General features: G+C 68.0%; 15 protein-coding genes. 5 read left to right on the forward strand and 10 right to left on the reverse strand.

All coding sequences use genetic code 11. The annotated features are described in order from the left end of the window. Positions 1-357: 357 nt before the first annotated feature. From AAGI91_09280 to AAGI91_09290, 3 genes are read left to right on the forward strand one after another with little or no spacing between them, the layout of a single operon-like run. Positions 358-732 (forward strand): STAS domain-containing protein, encoded by a 375-nt coding sequence (locus tag AAGI91_09280; protein ID MEM1042809.1) that lies wholly within the window; start codon positions 358-360, stop codon positions 730-732. A 51-nt stretch (positions 733-783) separates the two neighbouring features. Continuing rightward, entirely contained in the window at positions 784-1,245 is a 462-nt protein-coding gene (locus AAGI91_09285; protein MEM1042810.1) for an ATP-binding protein, read from the forward strand. Next, on the forward strand, positions 1,224-2,387 hold the full coding sequence (locus AAGI91_09290; GenBank protein ID MEM1042811.1) for a SpoIIE family protein phosphatase: 1,164 nt from the start codon (positions 1,224-1,226) through the stop codon (positions 2,385-2,387). The genes AAGI91_09285 and AAGI91_09290 overlap by 22 nt, the downstream gene beginning before the upstream one ends. Before the next feature lie 59 nt (positions 2,388-2,446). Here the strand turns inward: AAGI91_09290 and AAGI91_09295 are convergent, their stop codons facing one another. The 10 genes from AAGI91_09295 to AAGI91_09340 form a co-directional block, all read right to left on the reverse strand. After that, entirely contained in the window at positions 2,447-5,095 is a 2,649-nt protein-coding gene (locus AAGI91_09295; GenBank protein MEM1042812.1) for a DUF5916 domain-containing protein, read from the reverse strand. Between the two features lie 93 nt (positions 5,096-5,188). Then, the gene (locus AAGI91_09300; protein ID MEM1042813.1) at positions 5,189-7,834 is read right to left on the reverse strand and encodes a M56 family metallopeptidase; all 2,646 of its coding nucleotides are present in this window, start codon (positions 7,832-7,834) and stop codon (positions 5,189-5,191) included. 1 nt (position 7,835) lies between these two features. Beyond that, positions 7,836-8,216, reverse strand: coding sequence for a BlaI/MecI/CopY family transcriptional regulator (locus AAGI91_09305; protein ID MEM1042814.1), 381 nt, complete (start codon positions 8,214-8,216; stop codon positions 7,836-7,838). A gap of 444 nt (positions 8,217-8,660) precedes the next feature. Next, positions 8,661-9,515: an SDR family oxidoreductase gene (locus tag AAGI91_09310; protein MEM1042815.1), complete on the reverse strand. Its 855-nt coding sequence runs from the start codon at positions 9,513-9,515 to the stop codon at positions 8,661-8,663. 71 nt (positions 9,516-9,586) lie between these two features. Next, on the reverse strand, positions 9,587-12,148 hold the full coding sequence (locus AAGI91_09315; protein ID MEM1042816.1) for an acyl-CoA dehydrogenase: 2,562 nt from the start codon (positions 12,146-12,148) through the stop codon (positions 9,587-9,589). A gap of 243 nt (positions 12,149-12,391) precedes the next feature. Next, positions 12,392-13,582 carry a thiolase family protein gene (locus AAGI91_09320; GenBank protein MEM1042817.1) on the reverse strand — a complete coding sequence of 397 codons (1,191 nt, stop codon included), beginning with the start codon at positions 13,580-13,582 and terminating at the stop codon, positions 12,392-12,394. A 78-nt stretch (positions 13,583-13,660) separates the two neighbouring features. Further along, on the reverse strand, positions 13,661-16,072 hold the full coding sequence (locus AAGI91_09325) for a 3-hydroxyacyl-CoA dehydrogenase NAD-binding domain-containing protein (GenBank protein ID MEM1042818.1): 2,412 nt from the start codon (positions 16,070-16,072) through the stop codon (positions 13,661-13,663). A 63-nt stretch (positions 16,073-16,135) separates the two neighbouring features. Then, positions 16,136-17,524 (reverse strand): acyl-CoA dehydrogenase family protein, encoded by a 1,389-nt coding sequence (locus AAGI91_09330; GenBank protein MEM1042819.1) that lies wholly within the window; start codon positions 17,522-17,524, stop codon positions 16,136-16,138. A 182-nt stretch (positions 17,525-17,706) separates the two neighbouring features. Then, a complete protein-coding gene (locus AAGI91_09335) occupies positions 17,707-19,593 on the reverse strand; it encodes a long-chain fatty acid--CoA ligase (protein ID MEM1042820.1) in 1,887 nt (628 codons plus the stop codon). Positions 19,594-19,759: 166 nt separating this feature from the next. Next, positions 19,760-20,380: a TetR/AcrR family transcriptional regulator gene (locus AAGI91_09340; GenBank protein MEM1042821.1), complete on the reverse strand. Its 621-nt coding sequence runs from the start codon at positions 20,378-20,380 to the stop codon at positions 19,760-19,762. A 208-nt stretch (positions 20,381-20,588) separates the two neighbouring features. Here AAGI91_09340 and AAGI91_09345 point away from each other — a divergent pair, with 208 nt between their 5' ends. Together AAGI91_09345 and AAGI91_09350 are read left to right on the forward strand one after the other, a co-directional pair. Next, positions 20,589-21,095, forward strand: coding sequence for an asparaginase domain-containing protein (locus AAGI91_09345; protein ID MEM1042822.1), 507 nt, complete (start codon positions 20,589-20,591; stop codon positions 21,093-21,095). 146 nt (positions 21,096-21,241) lie between these two features. After that, the coding region (locus AAGI91_09350) for a choice-of-anchor B family protein (GenBank protein ID MEM1042823.1) at positions 21,242-22,739 on the forward strand (1,498 nt) is incomplete at its 3' end.

The following is a 22,739-nucleotide window of genomic DNA, read 5'->3' on the forward strand; positions in this document are numbered from 1 at the left end:
GGGCAGCGAAACGGGGCCGGAGGGAAAATACGCTGTGGCCCTCCGGCAACTCTTTCCGAACGTTTCGAAAGGAACGAATCGTGTTACGAGGATACCCTGGCGCACGCGCCCTGCCTGGACGCCTGCGCCGCCCGCCGCACTGCTGGGGCCACGCCTCTGTTATTCCGGCCTACCGGGTGCATGGCACTCCGCGCAGCCCCCGGTACCGCGCCTTTGCCGACCTATTTTGTCGCCCGCGTGCAACGCGCCTGTCGCCTCATCCTCCTGTCTGGTACGATATTAGACGGCGACCTCGCGCGCACCGTGCCACTGCTCGGCTCGCCACCCTACCCCCGTGTCCCACCCTCCGCATTCCCCATGACCTTTTCTTTCCAGAGCATCACTCCCGACACTACCGTCGTCCGCATCGGAAAGGCGCTCGATTTCCGCAATGCGGCTGAGTTCAAGTCGGCCTGCCAGGACCAGATCCAATCAGGCACCCGGAACTTCGTGCTCGACTTCTCCGGGACGGGCATTCTGGACTCCACCGGCTTGGGTGCCATCTTCTCGCTCTACCGGCAGTTGACGCCGCTCGGCGGCCAGGTGGTGTTCGCCGCCGTCAGCCGTCCGGTGCAGGTCGTGGTGCAGCTCACGCGGACGTACAAGGTCTTTCGGCAGTACCCCACCGTGGAGGCTGCGCACGAGCAGCTCCAGGGGCGGGCGGCGAGTGGGAGCCGGGCGGGCGCGGCGTAAAAGGCTATGGCCTCCGCTCGCCCTCCAAGTCTGCGCTCTGCCATGACGTGCGTGCAGTCCAGGTTTACCGACCTCGAGACCGTCGTTGCCGAGGTGCATCCCCTGCTCGACGCGTGGGGCCGGGACGCGGCCTTCGCCTTCACGCTCGGGGAAACGCGCCTGCACCGGATCAAGCTGGTGATCCACGAGTGGATCGCCAACCTCGTCCAGCACGCCGACTTCGAGGCTCGCACGCCGCTGATCGACCTCTCGCTCACCCTCAACGCGCAGGACGTGCACTGCGTCATCGAGGACAACTCCAACGGGTTCGACTTTGGGCAGCAGATCACTGTGCAGCGCGCCAAGCTCGAAGATGAAGTAATGGCGGAGCGAGGGCGTGGCCTGCTGATCATGCTCAACGGTACCGATGACCTGCGCTACTTTCCGCTGCCCGCTGCCGCGAGCGAACCCCGTCAGCGTCTCGAATTCTGGATCTCCGCCACCTCTACGCCATGTCTCGACACTCCCTCCTGATCGTCGAGGATAACCAGACGCTGCGGCGTCTCCTCGAATACCGCCTCGGCAAGGTCTACGAGGTGCGCTCCGCCCAGAACGGCGAGGAAGCCCTCGTCCTCGTCGAGGAGGAGATCCCCGACCTCATCGTCTCGGACATCATGATGCCCAAGATGGACGGCTTCGCGCTGTTCTCACTCCTCCGGCAGGGCGAGCGCACGCGGACGATCCCGTTCATCTTCCTGACCGCCAAGACCGACGACACGAGCCGCTTCAAGGGCCTCGGCGAAGGCGTCGACGACTACATCACCAAGCCGTTCGACATCGAATTCCTGCTGACGCGCATCGAGCGCATCCTGGAACGGATCGAGGTGCACCAGCAGCAGCTCAGCGCCCGGATCGGGCGCGACTTCTCGGACCGCCTCCTGCCGAAGTCGATGCCGCAGGTGCCGGGCTACCGGACCTTCTTCTACAACAAGCCCTTCGGCGACGGCGGCGGCGACCTCTTCGACTGGACCGAGGTCCGGCCCGGCTCGTACCTCTTCACCGTCGGCGACATCATGGGCAAGGGCCTCCAGGCCAAGTTCTACGCCTTCAGCTTCCTCTCCTACATCCGCTCCACGATCCACGCGATGCTCGAGCAGACGGACTCGCCGGCGGCGCTCATGCACCGCGTCAACGGGATGCTGGTCCGCGACGAGCTTCTGGAAGAGACGTTCGCCTCGCTCCTCATCATGCGCTGGGACACCGAGACGAACACGATCACCTACGCCAACGCCGGCCACTGCCGCCCGATCTTCGTGACCCCGGACCGCTCCGGAATCGTCGAGCACTCGGAACTCATCCTCGGGCTGGACAAGGAGGAAGAGTACACCGACCGGAGCTTCCAGCTCCCGCCCGGCAGCGCGCTGATCACCTACACGGACGGCCTGATCGAGCAAGTGGCCGAGGGCGGCGAGCAGTTCGGCGAGAAGGGCGTCGCTGCCTCGGCCACGGACGCGCTGAGCGCCGAGCAGCCGGTGCAGGCGCTCCTCAAGACCATGCTCCGCCGCAGCGCCGAGCCCCGCTTCGCCGACGATATCCTCGTCTTCTGGCTCGAGCGCCAGCCCGTCGGGCAGACGACCGGCAGCCCGACGGCCACCCCGGCTACGAGCGCGGCTTGACGGCACGAGCAGGCTGAGCACGGGCGGCCGGTTGGACGGGTCGTCCCCAGGTTCGTGCGCTACACGCCGAGCCAGTAGGTGGCTTTGACGAGGAAGATGTTCTGCACGTCCTCGCGGAAGATGGCCCCGACGTCGCGGTCGAGGTCGAAGTCGCCAAAATCCTCGAAGCCGTCGCGCTGCTGCTGCCAGACGAAGAACAGCGCCGAGCCGGGACGGTACTCCCAGCGCACGACGGCACTCCCGCGCAGCGACCGGAAGTTGAAGTCGGGCTTGTCGAAGGAGAACGCCTCCCCCCCGTCGCCGGGCGCGACCTCGAAGGCGTCCTCGCGCTCGGCGATCGTGCCGGTGTCGCGCCCGTAGACGTCGAAGTCGTAGGTGCCGGGCGCGCGGAGCTGCTTGTAGCCGGAATACCGGCCGGCGGTGACGAACGGCCGAGCGAAAAGCTGGAGCGTGAGGTCCGGCGTGAACGTCCAGCCCGCGCGGAGGCCGAGCGAGAACGAGGTCTGCCGGATGTCACCGAAGACGTAGCGCGTGCCGAAGGTGGCCTCGGCAGCCTCATCCTCGACGGCGGTGAGGTACTGGTCCGTGTCGAACTCGTTCGACAGTTCCGGGCTGAGGACAAACTCGAGCGAGGACGACGGACGCACCGTGAGGTCCACCCCGGCGTTCACGTCCCACTCGGGGTTCTCGGCGAACTCGGTGCGGATGAACGTGTAGGCGCTGCCCGAGACCACCCGGCGGTCGTCGCTGTGGACCCACGGGTTGACGCCGATGTCGGCGGGCCTCGTGGCGACCGGTCCGCCACGCGTGAGGCGGTCGTTGAAGGTCTCGCCGAGGTTGCCACCGACGTAGAGGCCGGTGCCCCACAGGTTGGCAAACTGGAGGTTTGAGTTGAAGTTCAGCCGCCGGTTGATGGTCTGCCCAGCGCCGTTGACGGCGACGTTCCAGTTGACGTTGCCGCCCCAGCGCCGCAGCCAGGCCGGGCTGGGGTCGTTCTCGTTGTAGATCACGATGCCGGAGTGCGAGTACACGTCCGACCGGAACTGGAAACCCAGGTCATTCACGTCGAAGCCGGGGCTGACGTGGTTGGCCGTGAGCGAGCCGATGAGCTTGCCGCTCGTCTTGGCGATGGAGACCTCGCCGTAGGCCCCGCTCAGGCTCGTCGCACCGTCGCCGACGCTGAGGTGGTCCGCATCGGGACGCTGGAGGTAGCGCTGCGGCGCGCGCTGCAAGGCATCGATCACCGCCTCGGAGCCACCCACGACGCTCCCAGCCACAACACCGCTGACGGTCCACGCCCGGTTACCCCAGGCGTGCTCGAAGTCGAGGCCGCCGACGTAGGCACTCTCCGGCGTGATATCGGCGAAGGCGGGCTCGGCCATGCTCCGGTTCGTCGCGGTGAACAGGCCGCCGACGACGGTCTGCCCGTCGCGGAAGTCGCGCTTGACGCGCCCGACGGCGTAGTTCGTCAGTGGCTCGACGGGCGTCTGGAGCCGCTCGCCATCGGTGCTGAGGACCTGCGCCTGCTCCTCGACGGTGACCGCGTCGAGCACCCCAATCGACCAGTCGCCGACCTTGCCGCTCACCTTCGCGGCCGTCGCAATCGTCGTCTGGTCCGGCGAGTCGGTGTAGACGAACTCCTCGCCGCTCAGCCCGCGCTGGGGCCGGCGCCCGATGCGGCGCGAGTAGAAAAAGGTCGGGCGGAAGTTGGTATTGAACGTCCGCGTCCGGCCGAACTGGAACACGTCGACCCCCTCGACGAAGAACGGTCGCCGCTCCTCGAAGAAGACCTCGAACTGCGATAGGTTCACCACCGCCGGGTCGGCCTCGACCTGCCCGAAATCTGGGTTGATGGTGGCCGAGAGCGTGAGGTTGCTCGTGAGGCCGTACTTCACGTCTGCACCGACCGAGCCGTGGAGGTCGTTCTCGCTGTAGAACGGATTGTCGGCCTCGCCCGGCTCGCGCGTGAGGCGGCTGGCGAGGTAGGGCTGCACTTCAAGCCGTCGGGGCGAGGCCAATCCGCTCAGCCCTTCGAGCGTTCCGAAGCGGGAGACGAACCCGTCCACATCCGGCAGAATCGGTGCCCAGAAGGTCTTCTCGTCGGTGCGGGCGATGTCGCGCTGGAACTGGATCCCCCATGCCCCGACACCCTCGCCGGTCTGGTAGCGAAGCTGGGAGAACGGGATCCGAAACTCGGCCGTCCAGCCCGTGTCGTTCCGGGCAACGGCCGCGTCCCACACCGCGTCCCAGCTCATGTCCTCGTTGTTGTCGTTGTAGGTGAGGATGTCGTACTTGACGCCGGCCGCGTTGACGCCGAACCCGAAGGCGGTCCGCCCGTCGCCGTAGGAGTCGAGCGAGACGAAGACCTTGTCGCTGATCGTCCAGTCGTCGCGCCGGGCGAGGCGGGCTACGACCGCATCGGGGTTGTCGTCGTAGCACCGGAAGCCGACCCAGAGCGCGTCGTCGTCGTAGAGGACGAACGCCTCGGTGTGCTGGGTGGCGGGTTCGCCTGCGTGAGGCCGGAGCTGGACGAACCCGGAAGCGGCCTCGGCGCTTCGCCACGCGGCTTCGCCGAGGCGACCGTCGAGCGCGGGCGAAGCCGCTGCCTCGACGCGGACGGCGCGGATGCTCCGCGGCGTGTCGTCATCCGGCTGTGCCGTACCGGCAGCCAGGAGAAAAGCGGCGAGGGTGAGGAGCAGCGTGTCCATGCATTGCTGGGGCTAGTCGTGAGCGGGCATACCTCACCCGCACAGGTGTCGTTGAGCAGGACACTGGAAGGTTAGAGGGGATGCTCGGCCGCGCTAGTGGTCGGCCGCGCCGTGTCTGCCGGATGCTTCGCGGTGCCGCATCTCGCGGAGGTAGCGCTTCAGCGCTCGCTCCTCCGCCCGCAGCGCCTCGCAGAGCACCTGCAGCTCCTGTCGCTCGGCGAGAGTGAGCTCGTCTTCGGCGAGTTCCTCTTCGAGGTCGTCGAGTTCGTCGCGGAGATCATCAAGCTCATCGCGGAGGCCGTCTTCGGCCTCTTGCCAGACCTCGTCCCAGTCTGCGCTCTCCCACGCCCAGTCTATCTCGGCCAGAGCCGCCTCGACCTCGCGCTGAATGTCGACCCGGTCGATGCCGGCGAGCGCCGATGCGATAGCCCCCTCAAAATCGACGGCGGCCAGGGCGCGCTCTGCCTCCTCCATCGCACGCTCCATCTCGGGCCCTATGTCGGCGAGCGCCTGAAAGGCGAGGTCGCGGTGGCGCTCCTCCTGTACCCTCCGATCGTTCAGCCACTGCTCTTCGATGCGTGCCCGGCGCTCGTTGAGGCGCTGGTGCCGGTCGCGCGCAGCGTCTGCGCCCGTGGCCGCCCCGATAGCACCCGAGCCCCGGCGCAGCTTGATGCTGCCGTTGAGCACGGAGAGCGTCAGCCGGCGCGAGGCGCTGCCGACCTGCCCTTTCGCCGACGCTCCGGTGTAGCCGTCGCGGCGGATCTCCAGCGGGAAGTCGGACTTGATGCTGCCCGTCTGCGCCTCGGCGCGGACCGTCGCGCTGAAGTCGTCCGGCACGTCGAGGGTGATACTGCCGTTGACCGTCTCGAAGGCGAGCGTGCCGTCCCAGTCGGCGCGGCCCATGCGGAGGGTGAGGCTGCCGTTGACGGTGCCGGCGCGGACGAGCCCGGCCGCCTCGGCACGGACCGAGCCGTTGACGGTCTCGGCCGTCACGTCGCCCCGGCGCGAGGCCGTCTCCAAGCTGCCGTTGACAGTGCGGACTTCGACATCGGCCCCGAGCGGTTCAGTCTTGACGCTGCCGTTGACGGTTTGAGCGACGAGCCGGACGCTCTCGGGTAACGTGATCTCGAACTGCACGTTCACGTCGCTGTCCCGGATGTCGCCGTCACCCGCCCCCTCGCCGGGGCGGCAGCGGCCGTCCTGCCCCGGATAGACCGCGCACACGACGACCCCGTTCGCAAACTCGTTGACGACGATCTCGACCTCGTCCTCCCGCCCCCGGCGCGACTTCTTCTCAGCCTCAATGCGGACACGGTCCCCCGCGCCGGTGCGCGCCTGGATCGACCCATTGATCCCGTAGACCTCGACGGAGCCACCCGAGGCCACGCGGCCCTCCCAGGTGACCGTGTCGTCACGCGTCGAGCTAGCGATCACCAGCACCTCGGGCTCCGGCGCGGGGGTCGGCTCCGCCACGTCCGGCGCGAGCAGCACTGCCTGTAGGTCCGGTTCAGCCTCTACCGGGTGGAACGCGGCCAGGGGCAAGATGAGCGCGAGCGCCAGCGCGCCGCAGACCGCGAGGCCCACCCGGCTTGCCGCGCTCCGGTTCTGGTCGGCGTCCAGGATCGAGAGGATGCGGCCTTCGAGGTTAGAGCGCCGGGCCATCGGGGCGGTCGCGGACAGGGAAAGGGAATCGCGCCGGAAGCGGCGGGCGATGCTCATCAGGTGGTCGGCGTAGTCCGAGGCGCGCGCGCCGTTGTTGATGACGTAGTCGTCGCAGGCGTGCTCGCGCTCGAGCAGGAACCGGCGGTGCGCTGCCCACGCGAGCGGGTTGAACCAGTGCACGACCAGGGCCGCCTGGGCGACGAGTTGCGACAGGCAGTCGCGCCGCAGGATGTGTGCTAGCTCGTGGGTCAGCACCACCTCACGCCGGTCCTCCGACCATGCGTCGGCACCGGCCGGCAGGAGCACGACGGGCGTGCTGACCCCGCACGCAACCGGGACCGTGATGCGGTCGCTGCGGAGCAGCCGGACCGGACGCTCCAGGCCCAGCCCGAACGCAATCCGCTCTTTGAGTTCCAGCCATTCCGGGTCGTGGACCGGCTCGGCGCGCTGCACGAGCTGCCACGCCCCGAGCATCGCAATGAACCATCGCGCCGCGACGACGACGGTTCCGGCAACCCACGCCAGCAGCACCCACGAGCGCCAGTCGTCCAGGGGCAGCGGCGACGATGGGCTGTGCCCCATCAGCGGAGCGGCAGCGGCCGACGCAGCCGCTTCGCGGCGCTCGATGACCACCGAGCGCGCACGCGTACCGTCATGATGGACGTGAACTTGCAGGTCCGACTGAGCCTCGGCGTCCGGGCGGGAGGAAGCATCCGGCCTCGGGATCACCAGAACGCGCGGTGCACTCGGCGGGGACGGCGGCAGCGGCGGAGCCAAGAGCGACAGCGGTGCAGCCGGGGCGGCGGCCGGCGCTGGCGGGATCGGGGTGACGAAAGCGCCTGAGTCCGATGCGGGCAGCACCGGCACCTGCCAGCCGGGCAGGACGAGGAACAGCGCCGGCAGCACGAGCGCTGCCGCGAGGGCCAGCGTCCAGACCGCGTGCCGCGTGGCCGCCGACGTGCGCCGCAGCAGGCCAACAACGAAGAAGGTCGCGAGGAAGAGCAGCGTACCCTTGACGGCGACCGCAGCAAGCAGCGCGGTCCAGTCGGACAGGTCGAGGTATGTGACAAAGTTCATGCTAGCGGCCCTCCTTTCTGGCTTTCTCGATGAGCGAGGCGAGTCGGTCTAGCTCGTCGTCCGACAGGTTCTTACCCTCCGTATCGAGGAGCGCGGCCACCGCTCGGCCGGCCGAGTCGTCGAAGAATGTGCGGACTACGTGGCGCAGCGCCGAACGGCGCGCTTTCTCTGGCGCGACGGTCGGGTGGTAGACGTAGCGCGGTCCGTCCTGGGTGTGCGCGAGGTGGCCCTTCTCTTCGAGGATGCGGAGCAGGGCGCGGACGGCCGAGTAGCTTGGCGGATCGGCGAGGCCGTCCATGACCTCGGCGGCCGTAGCCTCACCGCGCCGGTAAACGACGTCCATAATTTGCCGCTCGCGGCGGCTGAGGTTGGGAGCAGGCATGGGGGATCCGTTGGTCGGGCGTCGCTACGGGCGCGGGAAACGCAGAGTTACACGCTCTGCTAAATTTTTAACACTGTCAAAGTATGAGACGACGCGTACCCCTGTCAAGAGTCTATGCTAAAAAATCAGCATCTCTATCCCCTGACGAAACCTAGTTTCCCCTCTTCTGGCTTTCCAGCCCGGTGCGACGGACAGGCACACCCGTGCCGCCAGCAGGCTTGTGCCTTTTGTGCCCGGCCGGGGCTCGGCAGCGGATGCGGAGGCACTTCAGGGGCCTTCGGTCCTTCGGCCGCTGATTCGTCGCCGGGCCAGGTGTGCGGAAAATGCACCACCGGGTGGGATGACCCTGGCCCGGGCGTAGCACCGCTACGCCCCTACGGGATTGGGGCGGAGCGCGGCGAGCTCGCTAACTCCGCCGATTTTCTTTCCTCTGCCCTCTACCGCTCACCCTCCTCGCATCATTGATAGCACAGTCAGGACCCCCTCGCGCGGCATCTTGATGAAGTCGTTGAACTGCCCACCCGCTGCGAGCACCTCGCCGCCGTCGAGCGCGATGCACTCGCCGGAGAGGTAGGACGAACCGTCGGAGAGGAGGAAGACGGCGAGGTCGCCGAGTTCGTGCGGCTCGCCGAAGCGCTTCAGGGGGACGCGCTTCTTCATGTTCTCGGCCATCTCCTCATCGGGGACGAGGCGGCTCCACGCACCTTCGGTCGGGAAGGGACCGGGGGCGATGCAGTTGAGGCGGATGCCGTAGGTCCCCCACTCCGCCGCGAGCGACTTGGTCATCGCCACGATGCCTGCCTTCGAGACGGCGCTCGGGAGGACGAACGCGCTGCCGGTCTCGGCGTAGGTCGTCGCAATCGAGAGAACGGCTCCGGGCGTGCCGCGCTCGATCCACCGCTGCCCGCACTGCTGGGTGCAGTAGAACGACCCGTAGAGGTTGGTTTTGACGATCGCGTCGAACCCGTTCGGGCTGAGGTCGGCCGAGGCCGCGAGGAAGTTGGCCGCCGCGTTGTTGACGAGCCGCGTCACCGGCCCCTGCCGGGCCTCCGCCTCGTCGAAGAAGGCGGCGACGCTCTCGGCCTCGCGGACGTTGCACGAGATGCCTTCGGCGGTGCCCCCGGCCTCTCGGATGTCGCTTGCGGTCTGCTCCAGGGGCTCCTCGCGGCGCCCGCAGATCGTGATGGCAGCGCCGAGCGCAGCGGCGCGCATCGCCATCACGCGGCCCAGCCCCGTACCCCCGCCGGTTACCACAACGTGTTCGCCGCTCAGGAGGTCGCTTCGGTAGATCTCTGCCATGTCAGGGTGAAATGAGCGAGGGCGTACCGGCGGCACGCCCTCGCGGGTGGTCGGTCGTGGGAAAGGTACGGCTAGAGGTCTTTGACGGCCGGCTCGGTCGGAGCCGTGGTGGCACCGTAGGCCGTGCCGCCCGAGCTTTCGAAGACGGTCTCGCTCGTCGCGCCGTCACCCGAGGTCGGAGCCGCAGGCACCGTCATGACTGCGCCTTGCTTGTACTCGTCGAGGGTGAAGCTGTCGACCTGGATAGCGTCCTGCCGGGCCGCGTTCGCGTCCTGGAGAAGCTGCGCTTCGGCTGGGGTGATGATCCCCTTCTCGACGGCCTGCTCGACGAGCACCTTCGGAGCCACCTTGCGCGGCAGCTCCTTCCGGCGGATTGCTTTCTTGACCTTCTGCATTACGCCTTCCGACTCGTAGGCGAGCCCCAGCGCGTGCTCCAGCCGGCCGAGCGCTTCCTCCTTGTCGGCAGGGACAAACATGCCGCCGAGGAGCCGCTCGCGGTGCTCACCGGGGACCTGCACGGCCTGCGCCACCTTGTGCCCGAGGGCGTCCGACGGCTGCGTGCCGAGACGGTTAAACCGGCTCCACGCGGCGATCGGCCCGCGGAAGAGCCAGGTCGCGCCCGGCACCTCGATGTTGGCGTACAGCCCGTCGAACGCCTCCTGGATCTGCTCGAAGGCGTGCTCCATCGCCCAGCGCATGAACGCCTCGTCTTCCTTGAGTCGGCCGTCGGTCTCGAACCGGTGCAGCACCGTCGCGCCGAGGTACATCCACGAGAAAATGTCGGCGAAGCGGCCGGTCAGCTTCTCCTTCCGCTTGAGGTCACCGCCGAGGGTGCCCATCGCAAGGTCGGCGAGGAAGGCGAATGAGGCGCTCGTCCAGGCCAGCTTCTGCCAGTAGCGCTTCGTCGGGCCCCCGGCCGGCGCACCGGCGAAGACGCCGCGCGTGGCGCTCAGCCCGGTGGCGCGGAACGCGTTGCGGACGACGTGCCCGATGTGCGGCCAGAACGCGGCGTCGAACGCCTTCGTGTCCTTCGCCATCAGCGCCTCGATCTCGCGGTAGGCGTAGGGGTGGCAGCGGATCGCGCCCTGCCCGAAGATCATCAGCGTCCGCGTGAGGATGTTCGCGCCCTCGACCGTGATGCCGATGAACGAGCTGGCCATCTGGGCCGCGAGCAGGTTGCGTGGGCCGCGGCTGATGCCGTTGCCGCCGACGACGTCCATCGCGTCGGTTAGCCCGGCGCGGCACAGCTCGGTCGACTGGTACTTCAGCATCGCCGTCACGACGGCCGGCTTGGCCCCGTGCATGATGCCGGCGCAGGTGTAGCGCCGCGCGGCGTCGAGGAGGTAGGTCGCCCCGCCGATGCGGGCAAGGGGCTCCTCGATCCCCTCGAACTTGCCGATCGGCAGGCCGAACTGCTGGCGGACGCGGGCGTGCGCGCCGGCCACGCGCGCCGCGAGCTTCGTCTTGCCCGCAGCCCCGGCCGGGAGCGTGACGCCGCGCCCGGCGGCCAGGCTCTCCATGAGCATCTTCCACCCCTGCCCCGCTCCCTCGCCCCCGCCGATGACGGCGAACTCCAGCGGGAGCACCACGTCGTGGCCCTCAGTCGGGCAGTTGTAGAACGGGATGCCGAGCGGGTCGTGGCGCCGGCCGAGCACGACGCCTTCGCTGTCGGTCGGGACGAGGGCGCAGGAGATGCCGAGGTCGGTGCCTTTGCCGAGCAGGTTGTCGGGGTCGTCGAGCTTGAAGGCGAGGCCGAGGACGGTCGAGACGGCGGCGAGCGTGATGTAGCGCTTGTGCCAGTTCAGGCGGACGTAGAGCTCGCCGTCCTCCCCCCGAAAGACCGTGCCGCGCGACGAGATCGCCCCCGCATCGGACCCGGCGTTCGGCTCCGTCAGCGCGAAGGCGGGGATGTCGGTGCCGTCAGCGAGGCGCGGGAGGTAGTAGTCGCGCTGCTCCTCGGTGCCGTAGTGGATCAGCAGCTCGGCCGGCCCAAGCGAGTTCGGCACCCCGACCGTCACCGCCGCCACCGCGTTACGCGTGTCGATCTTCTGCAGCACCTCGGACACACCGATAGCCGAGAATCCGAGGCCGCCGTACTTCTTCGGCACGATCATGCCGAGGAAGCGCTCGCGCTTGAGGAAGTCCCAGATCGCCTCCGAAAGCCCGCGCTCCTGCATCGTCGTCCACTCGTCGGCCATGCGGCACAGCTCTTCTGCCGGTCCGTCGAGGAACGCCTGCTCCTCGGGCGTCAGGTCGGGGTAGGCCTCGTCCATGATCCGCTTGAAGTCCGGCTTACCGCTGAAGAGCTCGCCCTCGACCCAGACCGTGCCCGCCTCGATGGCTGTCTGCTCGGTCGGCGAGATCGTCGGGAGGAACCCGAGGGCGTCCATCAGCCCCATCACCGGGCGCGTGAGCAGGGCGCGCCGGACGGCCGGGATGTTGAAGACGACCGCTAGGACGGCGAACACGACCGTCAGCCACAGCGGCGCGCCGAAACCGACGAGTGCTGCGAGGCCGGCGGCGGCCCACAGCCAGAGGGGAGCACCGGTGAAGCCGAGCGCGAAGAGCACAGCGAGGACGCCGAGGGCAGCCCAGCCCCACGGGGTTTCGGCGAAGAGAGCGAGCGGTTCCATGTCGTTTCAGGTGGTTTACAGCGTTAACTGAGCAGCGGAAACAAAACGCTTCGCGTTCTGGCGGCACCGCCGCGAAGCGTCGTTCTCACCTCGTGGTTAACAGTGTAAACTATTTTTAGGGTTTACGCAAGAGGCAGGCGAAATATCGCCGCCCACCTGCGGCGACTTTAGCCGGCAAGACCCGCCGAAACGGAACTGGGCACCCTCGCGGATGCCCCGGATCCGGCGTTTTGCCAGTGCCGTCTAGCGGCGCAGGTTCTCGAAGACGCCTGCCGCGCCCATCCCGCCGCCGACGCACATCGTGACGATGCCGTAGCGCTCGCCGCGGCGCTCCATCTCGTGGAGGAGCGTGGCCGTCAGCTTGGCTCCGGTGCAGCCGAGCGGGTGGCCGAGCGCAATCGCCCCACCGTTGACGTTGACCTTGTCCTGGTCTAGCCCCAGCTCGCGAATCACGGCGAGGGCCTGGCTGGCGAACGCCTCGTTGAGTTCGAGGAGGCCGATGTCGCCCAGCGCCAGGCCTGTCTGCCCCAGCACTTTCTTGACCGCGTTGATCGGGCCGATGCCCATGATCTCGGGCGGCGCGCCGTGCACGGCGAACCCGACGAGCCGGGCGAGCGGCTCGGCTCCGGTCTCCTCCACCATCCGCTTGCTCATCACGACAGCGGCGGCCCCGCCGTCGTTCATCTGCGAGGCGTTGCCCGCCGTCACGCTCCCGCCCTGCTTGAACGCCGGGCGAAGCCGGGCGAGCGCTTCGAGCGTCGTGTCGGCGCGCGGGCCTTCGTCGGTGTCGTGAGTGAAGGAGCGTTCCTCGGTCTCGGTGCCACCGGCGTAGACGACCTCGTGCACCTCAACGGGGACGGTCTCGGCCCCGAACCGCCCGCTCTCAATCGCGTCGATGGCGCGCTGGTGCGACTGGAGCGCGAAGGCGTCCTGGTCCTCGCGGCTGATGTCGTACTGGTCGGCGACGTTCTCGGCGGTGATGCCCATCGAGGAATACACGTCGGGGTTCTCCTGAACGAGGTCGGTGTCGGGGCTGAAGAAGAACCCGCCCATCGGGACCGAACTCATCGACTCGGTGCCGCCGGCGACGACGACCTCGCTCTGGCCGAGCGTGACGGCGGCGCTGGCCTGGGCAATCGTCTGGAGGCCGGACGAGCAGAAGCGGTTGACGGTGACGGCGGCGGCATCGTCCGGGAGGCCGGCCTTCTGCGAGATCACGCGGGCCATGTTCATCCCCTGCGGTCCCTCGGGGAAGGCGCATCCCATGATGACGTCTTCGATCTGCTCGGGGCTGAGGCTCCCAGCGCGGTCGATGGCAGCCTGCACGGCAGTCGCGCCGAGGACCTCGGGCCGGACGTGGACGAGCGCGCCCCGGTTCGCCTTGCCGACGGGTGTGCGGACGCTGGATACGATAAAGGCTTCGTTGATTTGCATAGGTCTGTTGCGACGGTGGTGAGGCTTCGGGCGTAGGGGCGCAGCATGCTGCGCCCCTACGGTAGGTCCCACACGGGCCTAGTTACGGAGCGGCTTGTTGGTCGTGAGGATGCTCTGGATGCGGGCCTGGGTTTTCTCCTCGCCGAGGAGCGAGAGGAAGACCTCGCGTTCGAGCGCGAGCAGGTAGTCCTCGTGGACCTCTGTGCGGCCGGGAAGGTCGCCGCCGGTGAGCACGTAGGCGAGCTTCGAGGCGAGGAAATGGTCGTACTCGCTGATGTAGTTGCCCTCTTCGAACTGGTAGAGCGCGACCTCGAACTGCCCCCGCCCCGGCTTGCCGAGGACCGGGATGCGGGTCCGCACCGGCGGCGGCAGGTAGCCCTGCTCGCTGAGGCGGACGACCTCGGCCTTGGCGACGTGGAACCGCCGGGCGTCGTTCATCACGATCACGGCCTCCGGCGGGAGGAAGTTCATCGCCTGCGCCATGTGCGCCGAGGTCGCCACCTTCGCCATCGCGATCTGCTCGAAGTGCTGGCGGAGGAAGGGCTGAATCTCGCTCGGACGGTCGGGGTTGGCGGCGAGTTCGCCGGCCTTCGCCGCCATCATCATCGTCCCGCCGCCGCCGGGGATCAGCCCGACGCCGAGTTCGACGAGGCCGATGTAGGTCTCGGCCGCCGCGACGGGGTGCGGGCACGCCATCGTGATCTCGCAGCCGCCGCCGAGCACGCGCTGGTGCGTCGCCACGACGACCGGCTTGGTGCTGTAGCGGACCTTCATCACGGTGTCCTGGAAGCCTTCGAGGAAGCCGCCGACCTGGTCTAGCTGCCCCATCGCAACCGCCATTGCCACCTCGCCGAGGTTGGCCCCGACCGAGAAGTTGGCCCCCTCGTTGCCGATCACGAGTCCGCGCAGGTCGCGGTCGTTCTCGACCTTGTCGATGGCTTCGCTCAGCCCCTGCATCACCTCCTGGCCGAGGCTATTGGCCTTGCTTCTAAACTCGAAGAGCGCGACGCCGTCGCCGAGGTCGAGGAGCGCGGCTTCGCTGTTCTTCCAGAGGGTCTTGCTTTCGTCCTGCTTGATGACGGCGAGGCCGAACTCGTCGGCCGGGCGCGGGTCGGCGACGTACTCGCCCTGGCCCGGCACCCAGACGTGGCGCGTCCCGCCCTCCTCTTTGTAGAACCCTTCCGAGGGCACGTCGGCCACCCAGCTGGGGACCTCGATGCCGTGCTCGTTCAGGTCGCTGCGGACGGTGTCCACGCCGAGGGCATCCCACATCTGGAACGGTCCCATCTCCCAGCCGAAGCCCCACGCGACGGCGCGGTCGAGGTCCGCCGGGCTGTCAGTGATCTCGGGGACGCGGCGGGCGCTGTAGCCGAAGAGGTCGAGCGTGGTGGTGCGGAAGAACGAGCCGGCGCGGCCGTCGTCGGCGTAGAGCTTCGGCAGGCGGTCTTCGAGTTTGCCGCCCTTGAACGGGCTGATGTCGAGGTCGCTCTCGGCGGGGTCCTCATAGGCCATCGTCTGCATGTTGACGGACCGGATGACCTTGCCCTCCTTCTTGTAGAACCCGGCCTTCGTCTTCGCGCCGAGGTTGCCGTCGTCAACGAGCTTGTTCAGCACGTCGGGGACGCGGAAGGCGTCGCGGCTCTCGTCGTCCGGGACGGCGTCGTAGAGGTTCTGGGCGACGTGCCGGAGCGTGTCGAGCCCGACCACGTCGGCGGTGCGGAAGGTGGCGCTCTTGGGGTGACCGATGAGTTGGCCGGTGAGTTGGTCGATCTCCTCAACCGAGTAGTCGCCCTCGGTGGCCTGCCGGAGCGCCTGCATCATCGCGTAGACGCCGATCCGGTTGCCGATGAAGTTCGGCGTGTCTTTGGCGATCACGACGCCCTTGCCGAGGTGGACGCGCGCGAAGTGCGCCACGCGCTCGGTGACAGCCGGGTCGGTGTCCGGCGTCGGGATCATCTCGAAGAGCTTGAGGTAGCGCGGCGGGTTGAAAAAGTGGGTCCCGAGGAAGCGGCGCTTAAAGTCGTCGCTCCGGCCGCCAGCGATCTCGCCAATCGGCAGGCCCGAGGTGTTGGTCGAGATCACGGCCGCCTCGCTCGCGTGCTCCTCGATCCGCGCTATGACCGACTGCTTGATGTCCATCCGCTCGACCACGACCTCGATCACCCAATCGACGCTGCTGATTTTGTCGAAGTCGTCGTCGAAGTTGCCGAGCGTCACCCGCTTCTGGACGGCAGGCGTGAAGAACGGCGCGGGGTTCATCTTCGTCGCCGCCTTGAAGGCCCCCTCGACGAGGCTGTTAGGCGTGCCCTCCTTGCCGATCGACTCCGGGGTGACATCGAGCAGCAGCACCTGGAGACCGGCGTTGGCGAGGTGGGCGGCAATCTGCGACCCCATCACGCCCGCGCCGAGCACGGCGGCGGTGCGGAAAGGCCGGGGCGCGGCGACGGGAGTGCGCTGCCCGTTGGTCGTGGTCTGGGTTAGCGTTTCCATGGTTTGGGTGTTGGATTATGGGTAGGGGCGCAGCATGTTGCGCCCGTACAGCATGAGACAGGGTCAGACGAACGCGCCGATGCCGGTGATGGCGCGGCCGACGATGAGGGTGTTGATTTCGTGCGTGCCCTCGTAGGAGTAGATCGCCTCGGCGTCGGCGAAGAAGCGGGCGACGTGGTGGTCGAGGAGGATGCCGTTGCCGCCGAGGAGTTCGCGGGCGAGGGCGACGGTCTCGCGGCAGCGGGTGGTGGTGAAGACCTTAGCGAGCGACGCCTGCTCGTCCGTCAGTCGTCCTTCGTCCTGGAGGCGCGAGAGCTTGAGGCACATCGTCTGCATCGCCGTGACGTTGCCAAGCATCTGGACAAGCTTGGCCTGGACGAGTTGGAACGACCCAATGGACCGGCCGAACTGCCGCCGCTGCTGGACATATGCGAGCGCGTGCTCGTAGGCTCCCATCGCGCAGCCAACGGCGATCCACGCCACGCCGGCGCGCGTCACGCGGAGCACGTCCGCCACGTCGCGGAACGAGGTGCAGCCCAGGAGCCGGTCCGATTCCGGCACGCGGCAGCCGGTGAGCGTGACGAGGCCGTTCTCGACGGCGCGCAGCGCAGTCTTGCCAGTGATCTTCTCGGCCGCGTAGCCGGGGTTTTCTTTCGCCCGGACGAGGAAGCCGCGCACGCTCGCGTCGGCCTCGTCCCGCGCCCACACGATGACGAGGTCGGCGAAGGTAGCGTTGCCGGTCCACTTCTTCTGACCGTTCAGCACCCAGCCGTCGCCGTCGCGGCGGCAGGTCGTGGTCAGGCCCCCGGCGGCGGCGCTGCCCACCTTCGGCTCGGCGAGGGCGAAGGCTCCCACCGCGTCGAGGTGGCGGAACTGGGGAAACCACTCCGCCTTCTGCTCGTCGCTGCCGCAGCGCAGAAGCGACTGCATCACGAGCCCGAACTGGACGCCGAAGAACGTCGCCGTGGACGGATCGACGCGTGCGATCTCCATCGTCGAAAGCCCTTCCAGCACGGCCGCGTGAGGGGCTCGCTTGTAGGTGCCGTCGCCGTAGATCCGCGTAGCCACGTCGAGCCGCCGGAACCCGTCGCGCAGCACCTCGACCGGCGTCTCGTCGCGCGCCCAGCAGCCGGCGATGACCGGGGCGACGTCGCTCACCATGAAGCTGTGGATCTGCTCCATCATCCGGCGCTCCTCGTCGGTCAGCGCGTCCCGGATGTCGTAGAGGTCGCTGTCGACGGGCGGGGGCCCGGCCTCGCCGCCCGCGGAGGACGCCATCATCTTCTTCATCGCCGCGAGCGTCCCCTCGTCCATCCGGGCGACGAGGCCGATGAGTTCGCCGAGGTCCACGCGCTCGGCCAGTTCGGCTACGGCGGCCAGGTCGAGGCCCTCGGCGAGCTTCATGAGCGGCCCGAGTTGGGCGAAGTCGAGCGGGAGGCTGTCAGTTTCCATGGGAAGGGTGATCGGACGGGTGGGGGCGCGCTTATATCCAGGGCGAGCGCGATGGGTCCGGTCCGACGCTGTGCCTCGAAGTTAACAGCGTTAATCGGGAAGGTCAAGAAGGAGTGCAAGCGGGGCCGGCGACCTAGTCGCGCCGCCCGCTTCCGCTCGTCCCGTCCTCCGCTCGTCCGCGCCTACACCACGGCGACGCACTCGCGGCCGTCCTTGACCTCGGCGCTGTACATCTGCCCGATCTCGCCGTCGAAGGTCTTGCTGACCGCCGAGCGCTTGACCTTCATCGTCGGCGTCAGCAGCTCGTTCTCGACCGTCATCAGGTCCGGGACGAGCTTGAAGCGCTTGACCTGGTTCCAGCGGTCGATGCCGGTGTTGGCCTTGTTGACGATGCGCTCGTACTCGGCGACGACCTGGGGGTCCTTGATCCAGTCGTGGAGGCCGCTTCCGGCGATGCCATGGTCCTCGGCCCACACGCCAAGGCCGTCCGCGCTCGGGAAGAGGAGCGCCGTGCAGAACTTGTAGCCCGAGCCGACGACGACGGCCTGCTCGATCAGCGGCTCGGCCGTCAGGCGGTTCTCGATGGGCGACGGGATGACGTACTTGCCGGTCGAGAGCTTGAAGAGCGCCTTCTTGCGGTCGGTGATCCGGAGGTAGCCTTCGGGGGTGAACTCGCCGATGTCGCCGGTGTGGAACCAGGCCTCCTCGTCTACGACCTCCTGGGTTTTCTCGGGGGCCTTGTAGTAGCCCTTCATGATGTGCGGCCCGCGGGAGATGATCTCGCCGTCCTCGGCAATCGCCACCTCGACCCCGGCAATCGGCGGGCCGACCGTGCCGGCGCGGATCATGCCGGGGAGGTTGTTGGTGATGACGGGGCTGGTCTCGGTGAGGCCGTAGCCTTCGAGCACCTGGATGCCGAAGCCGTTGAAGGCGCGGGCGAGGTCGGCGCGGAGGGCGGCCCCGCCGGAGGTGACGGCCTTGATGCGGGTCAGGCCGAGCTTCTCGCGGAGCTTCGAGTAGACGAGCTTGTCGGCGAGGCCGTGCTTGACGGCGTCGAGGCCGGCGGGCTCCTTCGTGACGTCGTAGTTGACGGCGCGGTCGAGCGCCCAGCTGCCGATCTTCTTCTTGGCCCCCTCGGCCTGCGCGATGCCGAGCGCGACCTTGTCGAAGACCTTTTCGAGCACGCGCGGGACCGTCGCGAAGAACGTCGGCTTGACCTCGGCGAGGTGGTCGACGAGTTGGTCTGGGTTGGTATAGTACAGGGTGTGCCCCCAGCCCGCATTCGCAATCGTGAGCGTGCGGGCATAGATGTGGGTCATCGGGAGGAAGTTGAGCACCACCTCCTCAGCGTGCCCGAGAATCGCGATCCCGGAGATTGCGGAGATGGCGTTCGAGGTGATGTTCTCGTGCGAGAGCATCACGCCCTTCGGCTGGCCGGTCGTGCCGGAGGTGTAGATGAGCGTCGCAAGGTCGCGCGCGTCGATCTGCTGGCGGAGTTCGTCCGGCAAGCCGGGGTGCTCCGCGAGGCGGCGGCGGCCGAGCCCGCGGAGGTCTTCCATCGTGAGGAGCTGCATCCCGTCGGGGAGCGTGACCCCGCTGCCGGTGCCCTCGGCGAGGACGACGAGGCGAACCTCCGGCACCTGGTCGGCCCAGCCGGCGAAGTTCTGGAGCATCTCCTCGTTCGAGACGACGAGGGCTTTGGACTCGCTGTGGGTGGCGACGAAGACGAGGTTCTCCGGCGCGTAGGTGGTGTAGAGCGGTACGTTGACGATGCCCGCCAGGAGCGTCCCGAAGTCGAAGAGCTGGAAGTAGAGGTCACTGTTGGCGAAGAAGGCGACGTGCTCGCCGCGCTCGAAGCCGTGCTCGAGGAACCCAGCCGCGATCTCCTCGGTGGCCGTCCGAAACTCGGCGGTCGACATCGTCATCCAGCCGCCTTCGGGGCGCGGCTGGTTGAAGGCGCGCGGGTTGGGGTAGCGCTCGGCCGCCTCGACGAGCAGCGAGGGGATCGTCCGTCCGAGGACGACCTCGCCCTTGGACTGAGGGAGAGCAGTGTGGATTTGCAGCGGCATGGGATTCGGGGTCTTAGGGAAATGAAAGCACCTACGGGCACGCGCGCCTGCGTGAAGCCAAGGTAAAAATACGACGAACGCACTGAGCCGTGCGGACGCCTGACCTGCTCGCCTGTCGACGGGCGCGCGCGGCGGCCTGTGGGCCCCGGGTCCGCTACCTGCCGGCCTAGCCGTGCGGGGCGGGGTCGGCCTGGAAGCAGAAGCCGGCTATCGCGTGGCGGACGACGGCCTCGGCGATGGCGTCGCGCTCGAAGCGCACGTCCACGCGCTGCGCCAGCAGCAGCGCCACCGCCCCGTGGAGCCCCGCCCAGAGCACGCTCGCTGCCATCGCCGGGTCGGCCACGTCGAACTGGTCGGTCTCGGCTCCGGCCCCGAGGGCTTCGGCGAAGAGCTCCAGGTTGCGCCGGGCGCGGCGGTACTTCTCGGCCGGGTAGCGGGCCATCCGCTCCGGGTGGAGCATGAACATGACTTCGTAGTACTCCGGGTGGTCGAGCCCGAAGTGGACGTAGCCCCGGCTCATCGCTTCGAGGCGCTCAGCTGGGTCCGGGTGGGAGTCCGCGATCTTCTGGAGCGAGGCGTTGAGCTGCATCATCCCCTCGTCGATGAGCGCGTGCAGGAGCGCGTCCTTGTTCTCGAAGTGGAGGTAGATGCTCGTGGCGCTGCACCCGACCGACCGGGCGATCTTGCGCATCGAGAGGTTGTTGTAGCCGACCTCGACGAGCATCAGGCGCGTGCGGTCGAGGATGGCACGGCGCAGGTCGGAGCCGTTGGAGCGGGGGTCGGCCATGAACGGGAGGGGTTAGCAGAGGGCGCTAGCGTACTCCAACATGCCCCCCGTTGTCAAGGTCCGCGCCCCACAGCCGGTGTCACCTTTGGCGCATTCTGCCCTAGTCTTGTCGCCCGTGGGGACAGTGAGGCGGTGGACGGTTGGCGCGTTGCACGGCGGTCTCGGTACCTTGCTCGACTTCGCCCTCGACCCTCGACCCCCGACGCCTGTGCACATCCACGTCTTCACCACCGGCGGCACGATCGACAAGGTCTACTTCGACGCCCGCAGCGACTACGAGATCGGCGACCCGCAGATCGTTGACATCCTCGGCGACGTCGGAGTCGCGGCGGAGGTCGAGGTGGAGACCCTGCTGCGCAAGGACAGCCTCGACCTCACCGACGCCGACCGAGCGCTCATCGCCGAGCGCGTCCGGGCAGCTTCCAGTCCGCGCATCCTCATCACCCACGGCACCGACACTATGACCGCGACGGCCCAGGCGCTCGGCGACGCAGGCGATAAAACGGTCGTCCTCGTCGGCTCGCTCAGTCCGGCGCGGTTCAAGGGCTCGGACGCCGAATTCAACATCGGGTTTGCCCTGGCGGCGGTCCAGACGCTCCCGCCGGGTGTCTATGTGGCCATGAACGGCCTCGTGTTCCCGGCCGAAGGGGTCAGAAAGAACCGCCCTGCGAACAGGTTCGAGGGCGAACCGTACCAAGTCCCTGTTTCTGCGTGAGGCGAGCCGAGCAGTGGACCCGGCCCTCGAAAGCTTATCTGTGTGTGAAGTATCCGCGAAAGGATGTGAACCGAACGGCTCCAGCACGCCCTCGCGGTATCTACCGTCCGGTCCCGTTCATCCCCTGCACACCCAACCGCTCCCTGATGCGACGACTCGTTTCGCTGTTCTCGTTCCTGCTGCTCGTCTCCCTCACTCCCGACGCCGACGCGCAGCGAGCGAACTGCTCGGGCGGACTCGTCACGCCTCCGGGGTCGTCCACTGCTCACGCCTGCGACGGCGTGGACGTGCTCGGGCGGGTCTCCCTGGGCGAGATGGGCTCGCAGTACGCCAGCGACATCTGGGGCTGGACCGACCCGGACACCGGCAAGGAGTACGCGCTCGTCGCGCTCGTCGAAGGAACGGCGTTCGTCGACGTCTCCAGCCCGGAGGCTCCTAAGTACCTCGGCCGTCTTCCCACCCACGCCCCGGCTTCGGTCTGGCGCGACATCAAGGTCTACCAGAACCACGCCTTCATCGTCGCCGACTTCAGCGACACCCACGGCATGCAGGTCTTCGACCTGACACTGCTCCGCGGGGTGACGCAGCCGACCACGTTCGCCGAGACGGCGCACTACGACGCCATCGGCGGCGCGCACAACATCGCCATCAACGAGGACACGGGCTTTGCCTACATCGTCGGCGACCGCAGCGCCTGCGCCGGGGGCCTCCACATGGTCGACATCCAGACTCCGACGGAGCCGACGTTCGCCGGCTGCTTCAGCGATGACGGCTACACCCACGACGTGCAGTGCGTCACCTACGATGGCCCCGACACCGACTACACCGGAAGTGAGGTCTGCTTCGCCCTCAACGAAGACACCGTCACGATCGTCGACGTGACCGACAAGGCGAACCCGGTGCAGCTCTCGCAGATCATCTATCCCAACTTCGACTACGTCCACCAGGGGTGGCTCACCGAGGACAGCCGTTACCTGATCAGCAACGACGAGGGGGACGAGAGCACGTTCGGCCTCAACACCCGGACGCTGGTCTCCGACGTGTCGGACCTCGACGACCCCGAGTTCTTGGACGCCTACGACCACGGGACGCGCGCCGTCGACCACAACCTGTACGTCAGCGGGCGCTACGTCTACGCCTCGAACTACGCTGCCGGCCTCCGCATCCTGGACACCCAGGCGATTGAGGGCGACGGCCCCCAGGTTCTGGAAGAGATCGCTTTCTTCGACACCAACCCGGACAGCGAAGGCACGACGTTCAGCGGCACTTGGAGCAACTACCCCTTCTTCGAGAGCGGCGTCGTCGTCGTCAGCGACACGCAGCGCGGCCTGTTTGTCCTCGACCCGCAGTTCGACGGCTCCGTCGCGGCTGAGGACGGCACCACCGCCGCTGCCAGCCGCCTCCAGGCGGCCTTCCCCAACCCTGCCTCCGGGCGCACTACGCTGACGCTGACGCTGGACCAGGCCCAGGAGGTCTCCGTCGTGGTCTACGACGCGCTCGGGAGCCGCGTGGCGACGCTCTTCGAGGGCGCGCTCGGGGCGGAGGCGGCGCGCTCGCTGGTCTTCGACGGGTCGGGCCGCCCGGCGGGGCTCTACGTAGTGCGCGCCGTGGGCGAGACGTTCTCCGAGACCCAGCGCATCGTCA

This window comes from Bacteroidota bacterium, from assembly GCA_038746285.1.
GTDB lineage: Bacteria > Bacteroidota > Rhodothermia > Rhodothermales > JANQRZ01 > JANQRZ01.

What these genes read in the sequence shown, in the direction of transcription:
- AAGI91_09280 (MEM1042809.1), top strand. Translation starts at nt 358, where the DNA reads ATGACCTTTTCTTTCCAGAGCATCACTCCCGACACTACCGTCGTCCGC.
- AAGI91_09290 (MEM1042811.1), top strand. Translation starts at nt 1,224, where the DNA reads ATGTCTCGACACTCCCTCCTGATCGTCGAGGATAACCAGACGCTGCGG.
- AAGI91_09295 (MEM1042812.1), bottom strand. Translation starts at nt 5,095, where the DNA reads ATGGACACGCTGCTCCTCACCCTCGCCGCTTTTCTCCTGGCTGCCGGT.
- AAGI91_09300 (MEM1042813.1), bottom strand. Translation starts at nt 7,834, where the DNA reads ATGAACTTTGTCACATACCTCGACCTGTCCGACTGGACCGCGCTGCTT.
- AAGI91_09305 (MEM1042814.1), bottom strand. Translation starts at nt 8,216, where the DNA reads ATGCCTGCTCCCAACCTCAGCCGCCGCGAGCGGCAAATTATGGACGTC.
- AAGI91_09310 (MEM1042815.1), bottom strand. Translation starts at nt 9,515, where the DNA reads ATGGCAGAGATCTACCGAAGCGACCTCCTGAGCGGCGAACACGTTGTG.
- AAGI91_09315 (MEM1042816.1), bottom strand. Translation starts at nt 12,148, where the DNA reads ATGGAACCGCTCGCTCTCTTCGCCGAAACCCCGTGGGGCTGGGCTGCC.
- AAGI91_09320 (MEM1042817.1), bottom strand. Translation starts at nt 13,582, where the DNA reads ATGCAAATCAACGAAGCCTTTATCGTATCCAGCGTCCGCACACCCGTC.
- AAGI91_09325 (MEM1042818.1), bottom strand. Translation starts at nt 16,072, where the DNA reads ATGGAAACGCTAACCCAGACCACGACCAACGGGCAGCGCACTCCCGTC.
- AAGI91_09330 (MEM1042819.1), bottom strand. Translation starts at nt 17,524, where the DNA reads ATGGAAACTGACAGCCTCCCGCTCGACTTCGCCCAACTCGGGCCGCTC.
- AAGI91_09335 (MEM1042820.1), bottom strand. Translation starts at nt 19,593, where the DNA reads ATGCCGCTGCAAATCCACACTGCTCTCCCTCAGTCCAAGGGCGAGGTC.
- AAGI91_09340 (MEM1042821.1), bottom strand. Translation starts at nt 20,380, where the DNA reads ATGGCCGACCCCCGCTCCAACGGCTCCGACCTGCGCCGTGCCATCCTC.